The organism is Neisseria sp. HMSC066H01 (assembly GCF_001837375.1).
In the GTDB taxonomy this organism is placed as follows: Bacteria; Pseudomonadota; Gammaproteobacteria; order Burkholderiales; family Neisseriaceae; genus Neisseria.
The window spans coordinates 61228-78153 of sequence record NZ_KV832189.1; the positions used below are offsets into that span (position 1 = coordinate 61228).

Annotated in this window: 16 protein-coding genes and 1 pseudogene; 8 read left to right on the top strand and 9 right to left on the bottom strand. The window is 51.4% G+C overall.

All coding sequences use genetic code 11. The annotated features are described in order from the left end of the window. Both HMPREF2551_RS10770 and ubiG read left to right on the top strand, forming a co-directional pair. Nucleotides 1-91 (top strand): annotated as a pseudogene (locus HMPREF2551_RS10770) (cytochrome c5 family protein); the annotation flags it as partial. 162 nt (nt 92-253) lie between these two features. Further along, on the top strand, nt 254-967 hold the full coding sequence (ubiG, locus tag HMPREF2551_RS00495; RefSeq protein WP_210400272.1) for a bifunctional 2-polyprenyl-6-hydroxyphenol methylase/3-demethylubiquinol 3-O-methyltransferase UbiG: 714 nt from the start codon (nt 254-256) through the stop codon (nt 965-967). A 151-nt stretch (nt 968-1118) separates the two neighbouring features. Here the strand turns inward: ubiG and HMPREF2551_RS00500 are convergent, their stop codons facing one another. Both HMPREF2551_RS00500 and HMPREF2551_RS00505 read right to left on the bottom strand, forming a co-directional pair. Next, the gene (locus tag HMPREF2551_RS00500; protein ID WP_004520907.1) at nt 1119-1589 is read right to left on the bottom strand and encodes a CYTH domain-containing protein; all 471 of its coding nucleotides are present in this window, start codon (nt 1587-1589) and stop codon (nt 1119-1121) included. A 38-nt stretch (nt 1590-1627) separates the two neighbouring features. Continuing rightward, complete coding sequence (locus tag HMPREF2551_RS00505; protein WP_070822777.1) at nt 1628-2047, bottom strand: CopD family protein; 420 nt, start codon at nt 2045-2047, stop codon at nt 1628-1630. Between the two features lie 234 nt (nt 2048-2281). Here HMPREF2551_RS00505 and HMPREF2551_RS00510 point away from each other — a divergent pair, with 234 nt between their 5' ends. Beyond that, nucleotides 2282-2545, top strand: a complete 264-nt coding sequence (locus tag HMPREF2551_RS00510; RefSeq protein WP_070836759.1) for a hypothetical protein — start codon at nt 2282-2284, stop codon at nt 2543-2545. A gap of 190 nt (nt 2546-2735) precedes the next feature. On the opposite strand, the gene HMPREF2551_RS00515 is transcribed toward HMPREF2551_RS00510, so the two are convergent. The 4 genes from HMPREF2551_RS00515 to HMPREF2551_RS00530 form a co-directional block, all read right to left on the bottom strand. Continuing rightward, nucleotides 2736-4772 (bottom strand): M3 family metallopeptidase, encoded by a 2037-nt coding sequence (locus HMPREF2551_RS00515; RefSeq protein WP_070836760.1) that lies wholly within the window; start codon nt 4770-4772, stop codon nt 2736-2738. 121 nt (nt 4773-4893) lie between these two features. After that, the gene (locus tag HMPREF2551_RS00520; RefSeq protein WP_070836761.1) at nt 4894-5760 is read right to left on the bottom strand and encodes a hypothetical protein; all 867 of its coding nucleotides are present in this window, start codon (nt 5758-5760) and stop codon (nt 4894-4896) included. Between the two features lie 71 nt (nt 5761-5831). Beyond that, complete coding sequence (locus HMPREF2551_RS00525) at nt 5832-6695, bottom strand: mechanosensitive ion channel family protein (protein WP_004520900.1); 864 nt, start codon at nt 6693-6695, stop codon at nt 5832-5834. 21 nt (nt 6696-6716) lie between these two features. Further along, a complete protein-coding gene (locus tag HMPREF2551_RS00530; protein WP_003749044.1) occupies nt 6717-7211 on the bottom strand; it encodes a restriction endonuclease in 495 nt (164 codons plus the stop codon). Between the two features lie 289 nt (nt 7212-7500). Here HMPREF2551_RS00530 and HMPREF2551_RS00535 point away from each other — a divergent pair, with 289 nt between their 5' ends. Together HMPREF2551_RS00535 and HMPREF2551_RS00540 are read left to right on the top strand one after the other, a co-directional pair. Next, nucleotides 7501-7836 (top strand): hypothetical protein, encoded by a 336-nt coding sequence (locus HMPREF2551_RS00535; protein ID WP_003684489.1) that lies wholly within the window; start codon nt 7501-7503, stop codon nt 7834-7836. A 441-nt stretch (nt 7837-8277) separates the two neighbouring features. After that, complete coding sequence (locus tag HMPREF2551_RS00540) at nt 8278-10017, top strand: potassium/proton antiporter (RefSeq protein WP_070815001.1); 1740 nt, start codon at nt 8278-8280, stop codon at nt 10015-10017. Nucleotides 10018-10287: 270 nt separating this feature from the next. Here HMPREF2551_RS00540 and dnaE read toward each other — a convergent pair whose 3' ends face one another. Then, nucleotides 10288-13722 carry a DNA polymerase III subunit alpha gene (dnaE, locus tag HMPREF2551_RS00545; RefSeq protein WP_070836762.1) on the bottom strand — a complete coding sequence of 1145 codons (3435 nt, stop codon included), beginning with the start codon at nt 13720-13722 and terminating at the stop codon, nt 10288-10290. 152 nt (nt 13723-13874) lie between these two features. On the opposite strand from dnaE, the gene HMPREF2551_RS00550 reads away from it, so the two are divergent. Next, the gene (locus HMPREF2551_RS00550; RefSeq protein WP_002221492.1) at nt 13875-14108 is read left to right on the top strand and encodes an RNA-binding S4 domain-containing protein; all 234 of its coding nucleotides are present in this window, start codon (nt 13875-13877) and stop codon (nt 14106-14108) included. Next, the gene (locus HMPREF2551_RS00555) at nt 14086-14304 is read left to right on the top strand and encodes a hypothetical protein (RefSeq protein WP_070836763.1); all 219 of its coding nucleotides are present in this window, start codon (nt 14086-14088) and stop codon (nt 14302-14304) included. The genes HMPREF2551_RS00550 and HMPREF2551_RS00555 overlap by 23 nt, the downstream gene beginning before the upstream one ends. A gap of 99 nt (nt 14305-14403) precedes the next feature. On the opposite strand, the gene HMPREF2551_RS00560 is transcribed toward HMPREF2551_RS00555, so the two are convergent. Together HMPREF2551_RS00560 and yihA are read right to left on the bottom strand one after the other, a co-directional pair. Beyond that, complete coding sequence (locus tag HMPREF2551_RS00560; RefSeq protein ID WP_283122393.1) at nt 14404-14874, bottom strand: PepSY domain-containing protein; 471 nt, start codon at nt 14872-14874, stop codon at nt 14404-14406. Nucleotides 14875-15218: 344 nt separating this feature from the next. Then, the gene (gene yihA / locus HMPREF2551_RS00565; protein WP_070836765.1) at nt 15219-15860 is read right to left on the bottom strand and encodes a ribosome biogenesis GTP-binding protein YihA/YsxC; all 642 of its coding nucleotides are present in this window, start codon (nt 15858-15860) and stop codon (nt 15219-15221) included. 215 nt (nt 15861-16075) lie between these two features. On the opposite strand from yihA, the gene HMPREF2551_RS00570 reads away from it, so the two are divergent. Then, nucleotides 16076-16699 (top strand): c-type cytochrome, encoded by a 624-nt coding sequence (locus HMPREF2551_RS00570; RefSeq protein ID WP_003749030.1) that lies wholly within the window; start codon nt 16076-16078, stop codon nt 16697-16699. Nucleotides 16700-16926 lie beyond the last annotated feature (227 nt).

The window sequence follows — 16926 nt, forward strand, 5'->3', positions numbered from 1 at the left end:
GCCTGCCAAAGGCGGCAACAGCAGCTTGAGCGACGACGAAGTGAAAGCCGCAGTTGACTACATGGCCAACGAATCCGGCGCTAAATTCTAAATCATGCCGATTGAAACGCACCTTGCCACAAGGTGCGTTTTTTATGTTCAGGCGGATGAAAGTTGAAATAGGGCCGATAAACGGGCAAAGGCCGTCTGAAACATTTTATTTTGAAGCACAATCGGCTAAAATCAGGCGAATGATTTTATGCAGGAGCAAACCATGAGCAATCAACACGACAACGTAGATGCCGGCGAAATCGCCAAGTTCAGCCAAATCGCCGACAAATGGTGGGATACAAACGGCGAATTCAAGCCCCTGCATGACATCAACCCCTTGCGTCTCGACTATATCGACGGCTATGCCGGATTGGCAGGCAAACGTGTGTTGGATGTAGGCTGCGGCGGCGGTATTTTGTCGGAAAGCATGGCCAAACGCGGCGCAGAACACGTGACCGGCATCGATATGGCGGAAAAATCCCTGCAAACTGCCGCTGCCCATGCGGCCGCCCAACACGTTGCCAATATCGATTACCGCTGCATTCGCGTCGAAGACCTCGCCGCCGAGCAGCCGCACAGCTTCGATGTGGTAACGTGTATGGAAATGATGGAACACGTTCCCGAACCGGCCGCCATCGTTCAAGCCTGTGCGAAACTGGTCAAACCCGACGGCATGGTGTTTTTCTCCACCATCAACCGCAATCCCAAATCTTATCTGCATCTGATAGTCGGTGCGGAATATCTGTTGAAATTCGTCCCCAAAGGCACGCACGATTGGAAAAAATTCATCACGCCGGCAGAACTCGCGCGCATGTGCCGCCAAGCCGGATTGGATACCGTCGGCAGCAAGGGCATGACCTACAATTTGTTGAGCGGCCGTTATTCCCTGTGCGATTCGACCGAAGTCAACTACATGGTGGCCTGCCGTCCGGCGTAAGGTTACACGGATAAAACACACGGGCTTGCCCGATATTTGAAACGGTATGTCAAAAGCAGCTCGATGCAAATATCGGTAAAGCAAATCAGGCCGTCTGAAAAGAAAAAAGGCATGTGCGATACATGCCTTTTTTGTATGTGGGTTGTACCCGTTATTCCGTCCAAGACGAATACGGATGTTTGCTCAAATACGCATTGGTGAATTTTCCGTCTGCCGTGATTTCCTTGCCCAGCCAAGACGGTTTGGGAAACTCGGTATCTTCAGACGGCAATTCGATTTCCGCCACAATCAAGGGCGCATTGTCGCCGAAATATTCGTCGATTTCATACACAAAGCCTTCAAATTCGACACGATAGCGGTATTTTTCCATTTTAAACGGACACATGTCCGCCATCATCGCCTGCGCGTGCGCCAACGGGATTTCGTATTCAAACTCGCTGCGCGTCATGTCGGAAATATAGCCTTTCAGGGTCAGCCAGGCTTGCGAACCGATAATCCGCACACGGATGGTGCGCTCTTTTTCCACGCTCAAATAGCCCTGTTGCAACACCAGCGGCTCGCCTGCCGCTTCGCGCCAACTGTCATCCGCCAGCAAAAAGCGGCGTTCGATTTCAACCGTCATGAATTCTTTCCTTATTTACCAAACCGGCCGTCTGAAGATTAAAACGGCTTGAAAACCACCATATAAAGCGCGGCCACCATCATTAAAACGGGGAGTTCGTTGAATACCCGATACCAGCGGTGCGAATACACATTGCTGCCGTTTTGAAAACGGCGCAGCAACAGGCCGCAATAAAGCTGGTAGGCCAAGAGCAGCAGGCCGCACAATAATTTAACCGCCAGCCAGCCGTTGCCCCACCAATTGTTGACAAAGCCGATGGCCGCGCCGAATATCAGCGTTCCCCAGCCCAAAGGCGACATAAAGCGGTACAGCCGCCGGGACATATCCGTCAGCCGTACATATTCCGCGCTGCCGAGTTCTAATTGCGCCAGATTCACATAAATCCGCGGCAGATAAAACAGTCCTGCAAACCAAGAAATCACAAAAAATATGTGCAACAGCTTAAACCACAAATACATTTCAGACGGCCTCAACACCTAAAACCGTTATTTTATCCGCAATGCGGCCCAAGCCGAAACAAAATAGTCAAAACAATCCGACAGGGTGCACCGCAACAATGTGTTGCAGGCATGATTTTACCCAAAAGCCAAATTGTAAATTCCGCAATAATATGCACATTGAGATATGCACAATGCAAAAAACTTGCTAGAATCCTATGCTATTTAACTATAAAAGCATTATGGACGGAAAACATGAAACAATTTGAAATCAGCAGCAGCGTCAGAAAAGCGCTTTGCGACTACCTGAATACGCACAATCTAAACCTCAAAGCCGCCATGGACAATGAAACAACCAATGGCGAAGTCGCGGCCATCGTTCACGCAGGATTGCCGGCGATGATTCGGAAAATCTATTCTTTGGAAAAAATGAAAACCTTTTTCTGGACGAAAAAAGATTTGATGATGGAATTTATCAAGATGCGTTTGGCCGCCGGCGATAAAAAGGGCAAAAACTAATTTTTGCGATGGGCAGGGGGAGATAGGAGTTTAAAATACGTGCTTCAGTTTCTCCCGAAAAAGTTGTTAGAGATTGGACGTATTTATTGTTCCTCATTAATTGTGCCAACCGAAAGGCCGTCTGAAACATTTCAGACGGCCTTTAACTTTGAATCAGCAACCGTTCTGTTTAAAACGGTGGCTTTTCAAATCAAGCTGCGTTGTCGAAACCGCTGTGGCGGAGCAGGGCATCCAGGCTTGGTTCGCGGCCGCGGAAGGCTTTGAAGGATTCTGCTGCGCTGCGCGAACCGCCGACGGCCAGCACTTCTTTCCAGAAGCGGCGGCCGGTTTCGGCCACATCGTCGCTTTCTTCAAACGCTGCGTAAGCGTCTGCGCTCAAAACTTCCGCCCATGCGTAGCTGTAATAGCCTGCGGCGTAGCCGCCGGCGAAGATGTGGCTGAAGCTCAAGGCAAAACGGTTGTATGCCGGCGGTTGGGTTACGGCGACTTCTTGACGCACTTTGTCCAAGATTTGCGGCCATTCTTTCAGACGGCCTTCGTCTTCCTGATGGTAGATTTCCATGTCGAAGAGGGCAAATTCCATTTGGCGGACGAGGAACATACCGCGTTGGAAGTTTTTAGCCGCGTGCATTTTGTCGAACAGCTCTTTCGGCAATACCGCGCCGGTTTCTTCGTGTGAGGACATTTGCGCCAATACGTCGTATTCCCAAACAAAGTTTTCCATAAACTGACTGGGCAGCTCGACTGCGTCCCATTCGACGCCGTTGATGCCGGATACGCCCACTTCGTCAACTTGGGTCAACAAGTGGTGCAGGCCGTGGCCGGTTTCGTGGAAGAGGGTGATGATTTCGTCGTGGCTCAAACGCGCTTCTTTGTCGCCTACAGGCGGGGTGAAATTGCAGACGAGGTAGGCGGTCGGCAGTTGCAGCGTACCGTCGGCGAAACGGCGGCGGCTTTTGTAGCCGTCCATCCATGCGCCGCCGCGTTTGCCTTCGCGTGCGTACAAGTCCATGTAAACGCCGCCGATGGTTTGGCCGTCTTGTTTCAGCTCGAAATAGCGCACGTCTTTGTGCCAAACGGGGACGGTTTTTTCAGCCAGCTCGATGCCGTAGAGTTTTTTGATTTGGGCAAACAGGCCTGCCAAGACTTTGCTGATAGGGAAGTATTTTTTCACTTCGGCTTCGCTGAAGGCGTATTTGGCTTGGCGCAGTTTTTCGGCGGCGTAGCTCAAATCCCACGATTGCGGGTCTTCGATATTCAGGTTTTCGCGCGCAAAGGCCTTGATTTCGGCAAAGTCTTTTTCGGCAAACGGTTTGGCGCGGCGGGCGAGGTCGTGCAGGAAGTTTAAAACCTGTTCGGGCGTGTCGGCCATTTTGGTTGCCAGCGACAGCTCGGCGTAGTTTTTGAAACCGAGCAGTTTGGCGGTTTTCAATGCGTTTGCAAGCGTTTGTTCGACGTTGGCCGTGTTGTCGAATTTGCCGTCGTCGGACAATTCACTGGCACGGGTAACGTAGGCGCGGTAGATTTGTTCGCGCAGTTCGCGGTTGTCGGCGTATTGGATGACGGCGAGGTAGTGCGGGATTTGCAGGCCGATTTTGTAGCCTGTTTTGCCTTCGCTTTGCGCGGCGGCGGCAAACATGGCGAGGGAGTCTTCGGGGATGCCGGCAAGCGGCGCGGCATCGTCAAAGTAAATGCCGAAAGCGTCGGTTGCGTCTTGGATGTTTTGTGCGAATTTGGCACCCAGTTGCGCGCTTTCGGTTTGCAGTTGCGCCAGTTCTGCCTGCTGTTCGGGCGGCAATTCGGCACCGCTGAGGACGAAGTCGCGCAAGTCGTGGTTGAGCTTGGTTTGCTGCGCCGGGGAAAGGGTGTCGAATTCGGCAGAGTTTTTGATGATTTTGAAGCGGTTGTACAACTCGATGTCTTGACCGATTTCGGTGAAGAAGATGGTGATTTCGGGCATCAATTCGTTGTATACGGCACGCAATTCGGGCGTATCGACCACGGAGTTGAGATGGGAAACCACGCTCCAAATGCGGCCGACGCGTTCGGTAATGTCGGTCAGTTTTTCGACAGTGTTTGCCCAGTCGGTGTGCGTTTGTGCTTTGATGGCGGCGATTTGTTCGCGCGCTTCGGCAATGGCGGTTTGCAGGGCGGGTTTGATGTCTTCGGTTTTGATTTGGTCGAAACGGGGTTCTTCGCCCAAGTGGAGCAGGACGTTGTCGCTCATATGGTTTCTCCTGAATAAGATGGATTCAGACGGCCTTGTGGCCGTCTGAAAAGAAAACGATAGGCGTTATATGGTGGCAGACAGGCAGAATTAAAGTGTTCCGCCTATCTATCAGCCAATCTTATTCTGCGCCACGCGGATTGGCGTGCAATGGTGCGGCCAGCTCGAGGCGCATCGGTGTGCCTTTCGGGGCAAATACTGCATTGGCAACATTGGTTTGCAGGGATTCGGCAAACGAGCCGCGATACACTTTTGCGCCTTGGTGGGTCAGGTTGGATTGTACGTCGACGTATACGTCGCCGCCGATTTGACGCCAGAGGTGGCAGAAGGTGTAGTCTTCGGACAGATAGCGTTTGCTTTCAGGATCGACCATGCAGTCGAAGAAGCGGTAGTGCAGGCCTTTGTCTTCTTTGTTGTAGTCGCTGTCGGAGATGTAGTTCAACTCGGGGTAGGCTGCCATCATTTTTTCAAATACGCTGCGCTTGATAACCATGAAGCCGGTTGGCGCATCATGAACTTTCATAAAACCGTCTTCATCGACTTTCAATACGATTTCACCGTTTTCATTTTTTTCGCTGGTGTTGACGGTATAAGAAGTGTACATGCGCTCGAAGTCGGCTTGGGTCGTGCCGGCCGGAACGCCTTCTTCAGGCCAGTTTTCGCGTTTGAGCGGATAAATGCCTGCTACAACGTCTTTGTCCGCCAAAAGCAGACGGTAGAATGAGTCGGGAGAGAAGCCGATGTCGGAGTCAATCCAGAATAAATGCGTCCATTCTTTGTTTTCTAAGAATGTGGCCACGCAGTTGTTGCGCGCGCGCGTAATCAGGCTTTCGCCACGCTGCATCATTACTTGCAGCGGCAGGCCGAGGGAGGCGTTGGTGTGGACGATGTTCAGAAGCGAGAGGGTGTAGTTGTGGAAATATTTGCCGTCATGGCTGGGGGTCATAATGACGGGGTACATTTCGGCAAGGGCTGATTCGGGCAACATGACTTTTCCTTATTGTTGATTGTGAACTTCATTATTGTAAGGGATTTGATTGTATCGATAAACAAACCGTACTATTTTGTTTGGTTGATCAGTCGGTATTGCGTGCGCAAAAATTCGTCTAAGACGGCCTGTTGTATTTCCAGCCGTTTGGAAACGGGGGAGGCGAAGCGTACGATGATGTGGTACACCTTGTCATCGTGCGGCACGCGGGACACGCGCGGCTGGGCGGCGGGGGTAATAAAGAGTTTTTGCGCTTGAACGTTTTCCAAATATTGTTGGATAACGGGAACATAGGCCGCGCACAACGGCTCAAGCACGGCTTTCAGACGGCCTATGATTTCGTCCGAATCCAAATGAATCGGCACGGGGATTTCCACCGTATGAATCACATAATTGCCCAAAATATTGTCGCGGCGCACGGTATGGCTCAAAAGCAGGCTGTTGGGAAACGAGAGCGTTTTGCCGGAAAGCTGGCCGATCAACGGATTAGGACCGATTTGCATCATCAGCGTGTTCAGCATATTGATATCGACCACCCGTCCGCGCAGGCCGTTGATTTCGATGTAGTCGCCGATGGAGTATTGTTTGGTTACCGAACGCAGGATGCTGCCGGACAAACACATAATCAGCTCTTTGGTTGCCACCACAATCGCCGCGGCCACTGCAAACATCGACAAGGCCAAAGTTTGAATCTGCGCCGCCCAAATCATCGCCAGCCCGAGCAGGATCAGCAGCATGGTTACGTTGCGGCTGAACACCAGCGAGCGGCGTTTGTTTTCAATGCTCAAATCCGGATGGCTGCGAAAATGCGCCGAGAGCAAAATGCTGCGCCCGGCAATGACGGCCACAATCATCAATACCGACATCAATGCCGATTTGATGATTTCTTCACTGACAGGCAAAGCGTTCAGCCATTCATGCATGGTGTTCCACATAATCCTGTTTCCTTTCCCTTCTTAGGCCGTCTGAAAACCCACGCGTTCAAAAATTTCTGCCGCACACGCTTCCGATACCGCAAATAAAGTCGCCACGCTGCCCAAAGCCCGTTGCGCCGCCGCGCTCAAATCATCACGGCACACTTCGCCCAGCCACTCAACCGGCCGCACCAGCGACATTTTTTCATCGTCCCATTGCGGACAATGCACCGCGCCGCCCGTAATCCTGCCGACCCGATAACGGCGCAGGGCAGGCGAGTAGGTCAGTACGGCATCTCCATCGGCCAACTCGTTGACAAACCGCCACATCTGAGCCGCACCCGATTGCGCCGTTCTCAACTTCACATCCGGCACGGCCGAACGGTAAATATCCGTCAGCTCCTCACGGCCAAAACCCTTGGCCGCCGCTTCGGCCAGCATGGGCCAGGCCAACGCCGCCACACCGCGTTCAAAAAATACATCATAAAGTGCACCTTGCGTGCTGCGAACCATATAAAGTCTGGCTTGTTTTCCCATTGCAGTACCTGTTTGTTTGAAGGATTTATCCCTTGGTTTCAATATTACCCGTTACGGCTGAAAAATTCGATATTCAGCATAGGCGGAAAGGGTTAAATTACCCGCTGAAAATAAATGAATGATAAATAAAAGGCCATCTGAAAAACAAAATAGGCTGATATATCAATAGATGATATATCGTAACAATATATTAATAACTGTAAATTTTTTTACGCTTGCATCAAAAAAAGATAAGATGGAATAATCAATCGAGAAAGATTGCTATTCACTGAACATTAGGAGAGAAAAAATGACCTGCAAAACCCACGAACATCATGACCACGTTCACGGCGCAAACTGCGGCCACACTGCCATCAAACACGAAGGCCACGTCGATTATCTGCACGACGGCCACCTGCACCATGAGCACAACGGCCACTACGACGAGCACGCCCTGAGCGTCAATGAAACCAATCCTGACGGCTGCCATCCGGTTGACACCTGCCACGGCCACGTTCACGGCGAAGGTTGCGGCCATGAAGCCGTACCGCACGGCGATCACGTCGACTACATCGTCAACGGCCGTCTGCATCACCAACACGGCGACCACTGCGACGACCACGGCCCGGTTGAAATCGTTAAATAAAACTGTTTTTCAGACAGCCTTTGATATGGGGTATCTGTAGGGAAGGGGGGTGTATTTTCACCCCCTTTTGCTTGGTTTTCCCTAAATTTCAAACTGCTGCGGCTTACCGCCTCAAAAACTGTACTGAACCAATGTATTTACTGGGTGCTTGGCATTCTTTCGGCATTGTCGCTCCCCTTTGTTGTGGGTTATCTTTCCTTATTAGTCAAAGGCTTTTTGCAGTAAACTTTTCAGATAATTGCTCTATTCAATAAGGCCGTCTGAAAAGGGATAAGTTTTATTGGCAGAAAAAGCCGTTTGGGTAAAGCGGTTTGTTGTATGAACGAAGCCGTCTTTCAGACGGTTTTTTTATTTCTGTATAATGGGTAGGCCTTCAGTAAATCTTATTGATTTTATGATACAATTTCGCCTCGTTTTTATTAACGGTAGGACTTTTGCAACGTGGACTGGATGAACAATCTGTTTTTGCTCGGCGGGGCGTTATTGTTTTTAAGCGTGGTTTCGACCACTTTGTCGGCAAGGCTGGGGATGCCGCTTTTGTTAGTGTTTCTGGCGGTTGGAATGTTGGCGGGTGAGGACGGTATCGGGCGCATCGATTTTGACAATTTCGTTTTGGCCAACGTCATCAGTCAGCTTGCGTTAGCCGTCATTTTGCTTGACGGCGGGTTGCGGACCCAGCTTTCAAGTTTCCGAATTGCATTGAAGCCTTCTGCGGTATTGGCGACATGGGGCGTGTTTGCCACCGTGTTGCCTTTGGGATTGTTCGCCACATTTTATTTGGGTTTGGATTGGAAATTCGGTGTACTGATGGCGGCGATTGTCGGCTCAACCGATGCGGGGGCCGTGTTCAGTCTGCTGCGCCACAGCGGCGTGCGCCTAAATGACAGGGTACAGGCGACTTTGGAAATCGAATCCGGTGCGAACGATCCGATGGCGATTTTTTTAGTTACCGCCCTGATTACCATGATTACCAACCCCGAACAATCAGGTGTGTTGGCGTTTTTATGGATGCTGCTGCTCCAAATCGGCTTCGGCCTGCTGATGGGGTGGGCGGGCGGAATGGTGTTGGCGAAACTCGTACGTCGTCTGAACCTTGCGGAAGGATTGTACGCGCTGATGATTGTGTCAGGCGGCCTGTGGGTATTCGCATTTACCAATACCATAGGCGGCAGCGGTTTCTTGGCGGTTTATCTGGCGGGGATTATCGTCGGCAACCAGCATACCCGTGCAACCGAACACGTTTGGCGCGTGATGGACGGCCTGGCGTGGCTGGCGCAGGCGACTTTGTTCGTCGTACTGGGTTTGTTGGTAACGCCCAGCAGCGTTTGGGAAAAAAGCGTCGATGCCTTGGTTATCGCCGTATTCCTCATGCTGGTCGCCCGTCCGCTTGCCGTTTTCAGCGGCTTGTGGAAATTTGGATACAGTGTGCGTGAAAAAGCCTACATCAGTTGGCTCGGGTTGCGCGGCGCAGTACCGATTTCTTTGGCGATGATGCCTTTGGTCATGGGCGTGCCGAATTCTGAACTGTTGTTCGATGTCGCCTTTGCCGTCGTCGTACTTTCCCTGCTGATTCAAGGAACGACGATACCCGTCATGGCGCGTCTGCTCAAGGTCGCCATGCCGCCCAAACCCGAGCCGGAAGGAATGCACGACATTTGGCTGTCGGAACGCGAAGCCGTGGCTTTGTTTTCTTTCAAGGTAACGAAGGAATCTGAGGCGGAAGGCAAGCATCCCGATGCCGTCGCCCCCATTTCGGAATCGTTTGACTTGCGCTGTTTCGCGCTGATACGTGACGGGCGGAAAATCGAAATGCAGAATGATACGGTTTTGAGGGAAGGCGATACGGCTTGGTATATCCTGCCTGACAGCCAAGTGGACAAAATGGCGAAATACTTCAGTGAAACCGGGCAGAATGTGCGCGAAAATTTTGATTTCTTCGGCGAATTTGCCGTCGACCCGTATGTCAATACCGGCGATTTGGCAGCGGCGTACGGGTTGAAGCTGGAAGACGGCGAAGCCGGTATGAGCCTGCTCGAATGGTTTCAATCCAGAGGAGGCAGCGCGCAGCCCGTCGAGGGCGACCGCATTGTCGTTGACGGGTTTTCATTGACGGTTAAAGAAACCGATCAGAACGGTGTCGTGAAGAGTATGGGGTTGAAAGTACCACGTCGGGAAAGCTAGGCTATGTCGTGATTTCTACACAAAAAACCAAACGACGACAGATTTTTTGTATATTGGTGCTTGCAACATTTATTGCAGTGATGGTATAGCCTTATGTTTGGGCACAATATTTTGATTTAGGAATGAATACGCCGGATAGAATTTGTTAAAACTACAGGGTATTTATTTTATGGCAATACTTTCATTCTAGAAAAATCATAAAGGAAAATAGCTTTTGTAATGAAATTGAAAAAGGCCGTCTGAACGTATGGTTTCAGACGGCCTTTAGTGTTACCAATTCACGCGGACTGCCCTGCTGCCGAGCAGTGTTTCCAGTTCTTCAAACAAGGCGGTGCTTGGCGTTACCATCCATTTGGGCGCAATTTTCAATTTGCCTGATGCTTTGCCGTTGCTGTACGACAGTTGCAGCGGGATGTGCGCCGTATCGGGCAGGCGGTGGGCGGTGAGGATGGCGGCGAGGCGTTCGATATCGTGGCCGGGGGCGAGGGCGAGGCTGAGGCTGCGGGCGTAGCGTTCGCGCGCCATTTGCAGGGTCATGACTTGGTTTGCCATGATGCGCAGCCCGTCGCCGCCGCCGTAGTCGTCGCGGCTGACTTTGGATTCGATAATCAGCACTTGGTCGGATTTGAGGTAGTCGGCGCAGTTTTCCAGCGTCTGGCCGCTGACCATGATTTCAATCTGCCCGCTCAAATCTTCGAGGCTGACGAAGGCGATTTTGCCGCGTTTGCCCATCATGGAGCGCACGGCGGTAACGAATCCGGCGAGGCGCACGCTGTCTTGCGGTTTCAGACGGCCTAATTTGGTCGGGGCGATTTGGCGGACTTCTTGGGCATACGGGCCGAACGGGTGGCCAGACAGGTAGAAGCCGATGACGGTTTTTTCTTCGGCGAGTTTTTCCGATTCGCTCCACATGGGTGCATCGATGAGCTGCACCGGTTCGATGGCGTCTTCCATCATGTCAAACAGCCCGCCCTGATTGGCGTTGGCGGCTTTTTGGTCGGCGTTGTTCATGGCGAGGTCGATGTTTGCCAAGAGCATGGCGCGGTTGGGTTCGATGCTGTCGAACGCGCCGCCGCGTATCAGGGCTTCGAGGGTGCGGCGGTTCATGTGTTCTTTGCCGACGCGCTCGCAGAAGTCCAAGAGGCCGGTAAACTTGCCGCCGCTTTGCCGCGCGGCGATGATGGATTCGACGGCGGCTTCGCCCGTGCCTTTAATTGCGCCGAGTGCGTAGCGGATTTTCATGTTCGGATACGGCGTGAAGCGGTAGTCGGATTCGTTGATGTCGGGCGGCAGGAACTCGATGCCGTTGGCGCGGCAGTCGTCGTAGAAATGCTTGAGCTGGTCGGTGTTGTCCAATTCAGACGACATAGTCGCCGCCATAAATTCGGCGGGGTAATGGGCTTTGAGCCATGCGGTCTGGTAGGAAATCAGGGCGTAGGCGGCGGCGTGGGATTTGTTGAAACCGTAGCCGGCGAATTTTTCCATATAGTTGAAGATTTCGTCGGATTTTTCGCGCGAAATGCCTTGTTTTGCCGCGCCTTCGGCGAAGATTTCGCGGTGTTTCACCATTTCTTCGGGCTTTTTCTTACCCATGGCGCGGCGCAGCAAGTCCGCACCGCCGAGCGAGTAGCCGCCGATAATCTGCGCCGCCTGCATCACTTGTTCCTGATACACCATAATCCCGTAGGTCGGCGCGAGGATGCCTTCGAGCAGCGGGTGGATATATTGGAACTCCTGACCTTTCATGCGCGCGACGAAGTCGGGGATGTTGTCCATCGGGCCGGGGCGGTAGAGCGATACGAAGGCGATGAGTTCTTCAAACTTGGTGGTGTGCGCCGTTTTCAGCATTTTTTTCATGCCGGTCGATTCGAACTGGAATACGGCTGTGGTGTTCGCGTCGCGGAAGATTTTGTAGGCGGCTTGGTCATCGAGCGGGATTTTGCCGACATCGACAATATCGCCGGTGGTGTTTTTGATGTTGTTCTGCGCCATTTCGATAATGGTCAGGTTGCGCAGGCCCAAAAAGTCGAACTTCACCAAACCCACGTCTTCCACATCGCCCTTGTCGTACATGGATACGGGCGAGGCGGATTCGTCTGCCTGATACACAGGGCTGTAATCGGAAATCTTGCCCGGCGCGATCAACACGCCGCCCGCGTGCATACCCAAACCGCGCGTCAAATCTTCCAGCTTTTTTGCCAGCGTAATCAGTTCGTCCGCTTCTTCCGCTTCAATCAATTCCTGAATCTGCGGCTCCGCCTTCATTGCCTCGTCCAAACCCAAAGGTTTGTTGGCTTCCAACGGAATCAGCTTCGACAGTTTGTCGCACAGGGTAAACGGCAGCTCCAGCACGCGCCCCACGTCGCGAATCACCGCTTTGGATGACATCGTGCCGAAAGTCACAATCTGGCTCACTGCCTGCGCGCCGTATTTGTCGCGCACATATTCAATCACACGGCCGCGGTTGCTTTGGCAAAAGTCCACGTCGAAGTCGGGCATGGAGACGCGTTCGGGGTTTAAGAAACGCTCGAACAGCAGCGCGTATTTCAGCGGGTCGAGGTCGGTAATTTTCAGCGAATACGCCACCAGCGAACCCGCGCCCGAACCGCGCCCCGGCCCGACCGGACAGCCGTGCGTTTTCGCCCAGTTGATAAAGTCTTGTACGATAAGGAAATAGCCGGGGAATTTCATCTGGATGATGATGTTCAACTCAAAATCCAGCCGCTCCTGATATTCCGGCATTTTCGCCGCCCGCTCCGCCTCGTCGGGATAAAGCTGAACCATGCGTTCCTGCAAACCCTCGTTGGACAGCTTCACCAGATAATCGTCGAGCGACAGGCCGTCGGGCGTCGGGAACAGGGGCAGGAAGTTTTTGCCCAGCGTGATATGGATATTGCAGCGTTTGGCAATTTCCACCGTGTTTTCCAAGGCTTCGGGCAAATCGGCGAAACGTTCCAGCATCGTTTCCGGCGGAATGAAAAACTGGCTCGGCGTAAAATCGCGCGGACGTTTCTTGTCCGTCAGCACCCAGCCGCCCGCGATACACACCCGCGCCTCGTGTGCGTTGAAATCGTCGCGGCTCATAAACTGCGTCGGATGCGTCGCCACCACCGGCAAACCCAATTCCTCCGCCAACTTCACGCTGCCCGAAACGCAAGTCTCCCATTCGGGACGTTCGGGCAGGCGTTGCAGCTCCAGATAAAACGCATCGGGAAACCACGCCGCATATTTCAACGCCGCCGCACGCGCCGCCTCTTCATTACCGTTCAAGAGATTCACGCCCACTTCGCCGTAATGCGCGCCACTCAAACAAATCAAGCCGCTGTTGTCGCCGTTTTCCAGCCATTCGGGGTTGAGTTCCGCATGATGGATATTGCGGTCTTTGCCGACATAAGCCTCCGTTAAAAGCTCGCTCAAGCGCAGATAACCCGTATCGTTGCGGATAATCAGCATGGCGCGAAACGGCTTGTCAGGCGCATTCGGATTGCCTATCCACACATCCGCCGCGCCGACGGGCTTAATCCCCGCGCCGCGGCAGGCTTTATAGAATTTCACCAAACCGAATTCGTTCATCAAATCGCTGATGCCCAAAGCAGGCAAACCGTATTCCTGCGCTTTGGCAATCAGTTTTTTAATCCGCACCATTCCGTCGGTAATCGAAAACTCGGTATGCAGGCGCAGGGGGATATAGGTCGGCTCGGTCATGGCAAAATCGGCGTAAACAATAAAAGGCGTATTGTAGCAGGGTTGGCAGCTAAAGGCCGTCTGAAAACTAAATGTAATGGGGTTGGATAAAGAAGGGGCTTTCTTTCAGACGGCCATGTTAAAATATCGCCATTATTGAAAAGGATTGAATGATGGAAGCAACAGTCTATCTTGAAGACAACGAATACATCGCTTTATGCGACCTGTTGAAATTGGCCGGCCTTGCCGAGAGCGGCGGACAGGCAAAAGCGTTTATCGCCGAAGGGCTGGTGTTGCGCAACGGCGAAACCGAAACCCGTAAAACCGCCAAAATACGCGGCGGCGAAGTGATTGAATTTGACGGCGCACGCTTGGAAATTGCCGATGGATACGACCCTGAAGAATAAAGCAGAAGCCATCTTGGGCGAACCGCTTTTAGACGAACCTATCCGCCCCGAGTCGTGGGAATGTTGCGGCAGCGAGTGCGGCGATGCCTGTATTCAGACAATGTATTGGGCGGAAAAAGCCCGATATGATGCGCAACAGCGGAAGTTGAAAGAAGCGGGGTGGACTGATGGTGAAGATGAGGCAAAGGCCGTCTGAAAACGATTAGCTTGATGTAAATCGTGTTTTAAATAATGCTGCATTAAAGCCAATGCCGTCTGAAAGTTTCAGACGGCATTGGCTTTTTTAAAGTTTAAATTAAGATTTTGTTACCTCGGAAGTGGTTGCATTTTCAGGTGTGTCAGGTGCAGCATCGGCAGGAGCCTGATAATCTGTATTTTGCGATGAAGAGGGCTCGGTATTGTCATAGTTATCATGTTTATGATGCTTATCATGTTTACCAAAGTGTCGTTTGTCTTGATCGCCATCTTGTGTTACTGCCAATACTTTGCCGTTTTGAGCATCAACTAAAGCTTCGTATTCGACGCCGTCTTTCAAGATTTCTACTTTGTAACGACCCCCCAAATGTTGTTTGTATTTGTAATCGACATCTTTAACGACGCCTCCCACTTCTGCTACTACTGCTGCGGCTGCTTGCTGGCCGGAAACCTTTGCAAACATACCTTCTTTGAAAGCCATGGTACCTGCCGCACCGGCAACGCCCAAACTTGAAGCAATAATACCGGCAATGATGAGTTTTTTTGAAATAAAAGCGTTAATGCGTTTCATGATTTTCTTTCCTACTGTGTTGTTAAACGATGAATGCATTCTATGCCTCAACAATTAGCTGAATATGAGCAAAACGCTAAGATGTGTAATTGGTGGTAATACTAAAATTAACATTTCAATAATAATGGAGATCGAAGCTGCGCTTTCAGACGGTCTTGCTGATATATTGTAATGGTATATTTGGCGGAGATTGTGGTTTGCGTGTGAAAACAAAAAAGCGTGATGAAAAAAAGGGCATGTGTGAGACATGCCCCGAATTAAATGGTAAACGCGATGTTGAGAAACCAAATGACGGAATAAGATTTGCGGTTGGTCAACTCATCTTATTCCGCCTTGTTTTACAATCACTCAGGCAATGTTTCGCCTGCAAGATTTTCGATTTCTTCGCGATGCGCGTCAAACCATGAGCCGACCACTTGATTGACTTCGTCCATACCTTGCTTTTTCAGGCTGGAGAACAGTTGAACGCTGATTTTTTGGCGCTCGGTGTAGGGTTTGAGTGATTTTTTTACCGCCGCCAAAGTTTTAATCTGGTCATTTTTAGACAGCTTGTCTGCTTTTGACAGCAGGATATGCACGGGACGGCCGGTAATGTGGAAGAAGTCCAGCATCTGAATGTCCAAAGCTTTGAGCGGATGGCGCGAGTCCATAATCAGAATCAGGCCGATCAGTTGGCGGCGTTGTTGCAGGTAGTCGCCCAAGAGTTTGACCCAGTGCGCACGGATGGCTTCCGGTACTTGCGCGTAGCCGTAGCCGGGCAAGTCGACCATGAAATTGCCGTTTTCCAGTTCAAAGAAATTGATGTGTTGGGTGCGGCCCGGTGTTTTGGAAACGTAGGCAAGGCGCACATGATTGGTTAAGGTATTGATGGCGCTGGATTTACCGGCATTGCTTCGGCCGACAAAGGCAATCTCGGCCGGCGTGTCGGGCAGGTCTTTCAGATGGTTGACCGTTGTAAAAAATTTGGCGTTTTGAAAAAGGTTCATCAGTATTTCCTTGCATGGAAACAAAACTGCAACATCATAATTTGTATCGGGCATTTATGTTGCAGCAGTTTGGTAATTTGAGTAGTAATTTAATGTAAACTTGGTATAGAATAGCACGTTTATAGAATTATCGGTTTTAATCGGGAAAATTCCCCGGTATTTGAGTATAAAAAAGGCATTGACGCGGTACGCAATGCTGTAATCAGGAGCACTCCATGAAACGATTGACTTTATTGGCCTTGGTATTGGCTGCCGGTGCGGTTTCCGCTGCCCCTAAAGCAGATGCTGAAAAAGGCAAACAGGTAGCGACTACTATCTGTGCGGCGTGTCACGCAGCCGATGGTAACAGCGGTATCGCAACTTATCCTAAACTGGCAGGTCAGGCTGCGGCCTACGTCTACGGCCAAACCATGGCCATCAAAGACGGTACCCGTACCCACGGTGCTGCCGGCGTGATGAAACCGATGGTGATGAACTTGTCCGAACAAGACATCCGCGACGCTGCCGCCTACTACGCCAAACAACAAGGCAAACCGGGCGAAGCCAATCCTAAAGAAAACCCGGAGCTGGGCGCGAAAATCTATCGCGGCGGCCTGAGCGCTAAAAAACTGCCGGCATGTATGTCTTGCCACGGTCCTAGCGGCGCAGGTATCCCGGGCGGCGGTACTGAAATCCAAGCCTATCCTCGTCTGGGCGGCCAACACAAAGCTTACGTTGTCGAGCAAATGAAAGCTTACCAATCCGGCCAACGTAAAAACGCCATCATGGCCGATATTGCCAACCGCCTGAGCGAAGAAGAGTTGAACGCAGTAGCCAACTTCATTCAAGGTTTGCACTAATTTCGTTTTGAAACGAGCTTATTGATACAGGCCGTCTGAAAACCCTTCAGACGGCCTTAGCCAATATATGCCGATAAGCCTGATTGGTTTTTTCAAATAGCGACAGAAAGATTTTTACTACAATATGCAGTATTCTTCCTTTCGCATCATAACGTCCATCGCAGCCCGATTGATTGGGTTGTTCAAAGCCGACAGTTGAAACATGAGTAAATCTTCATCATCCGTCC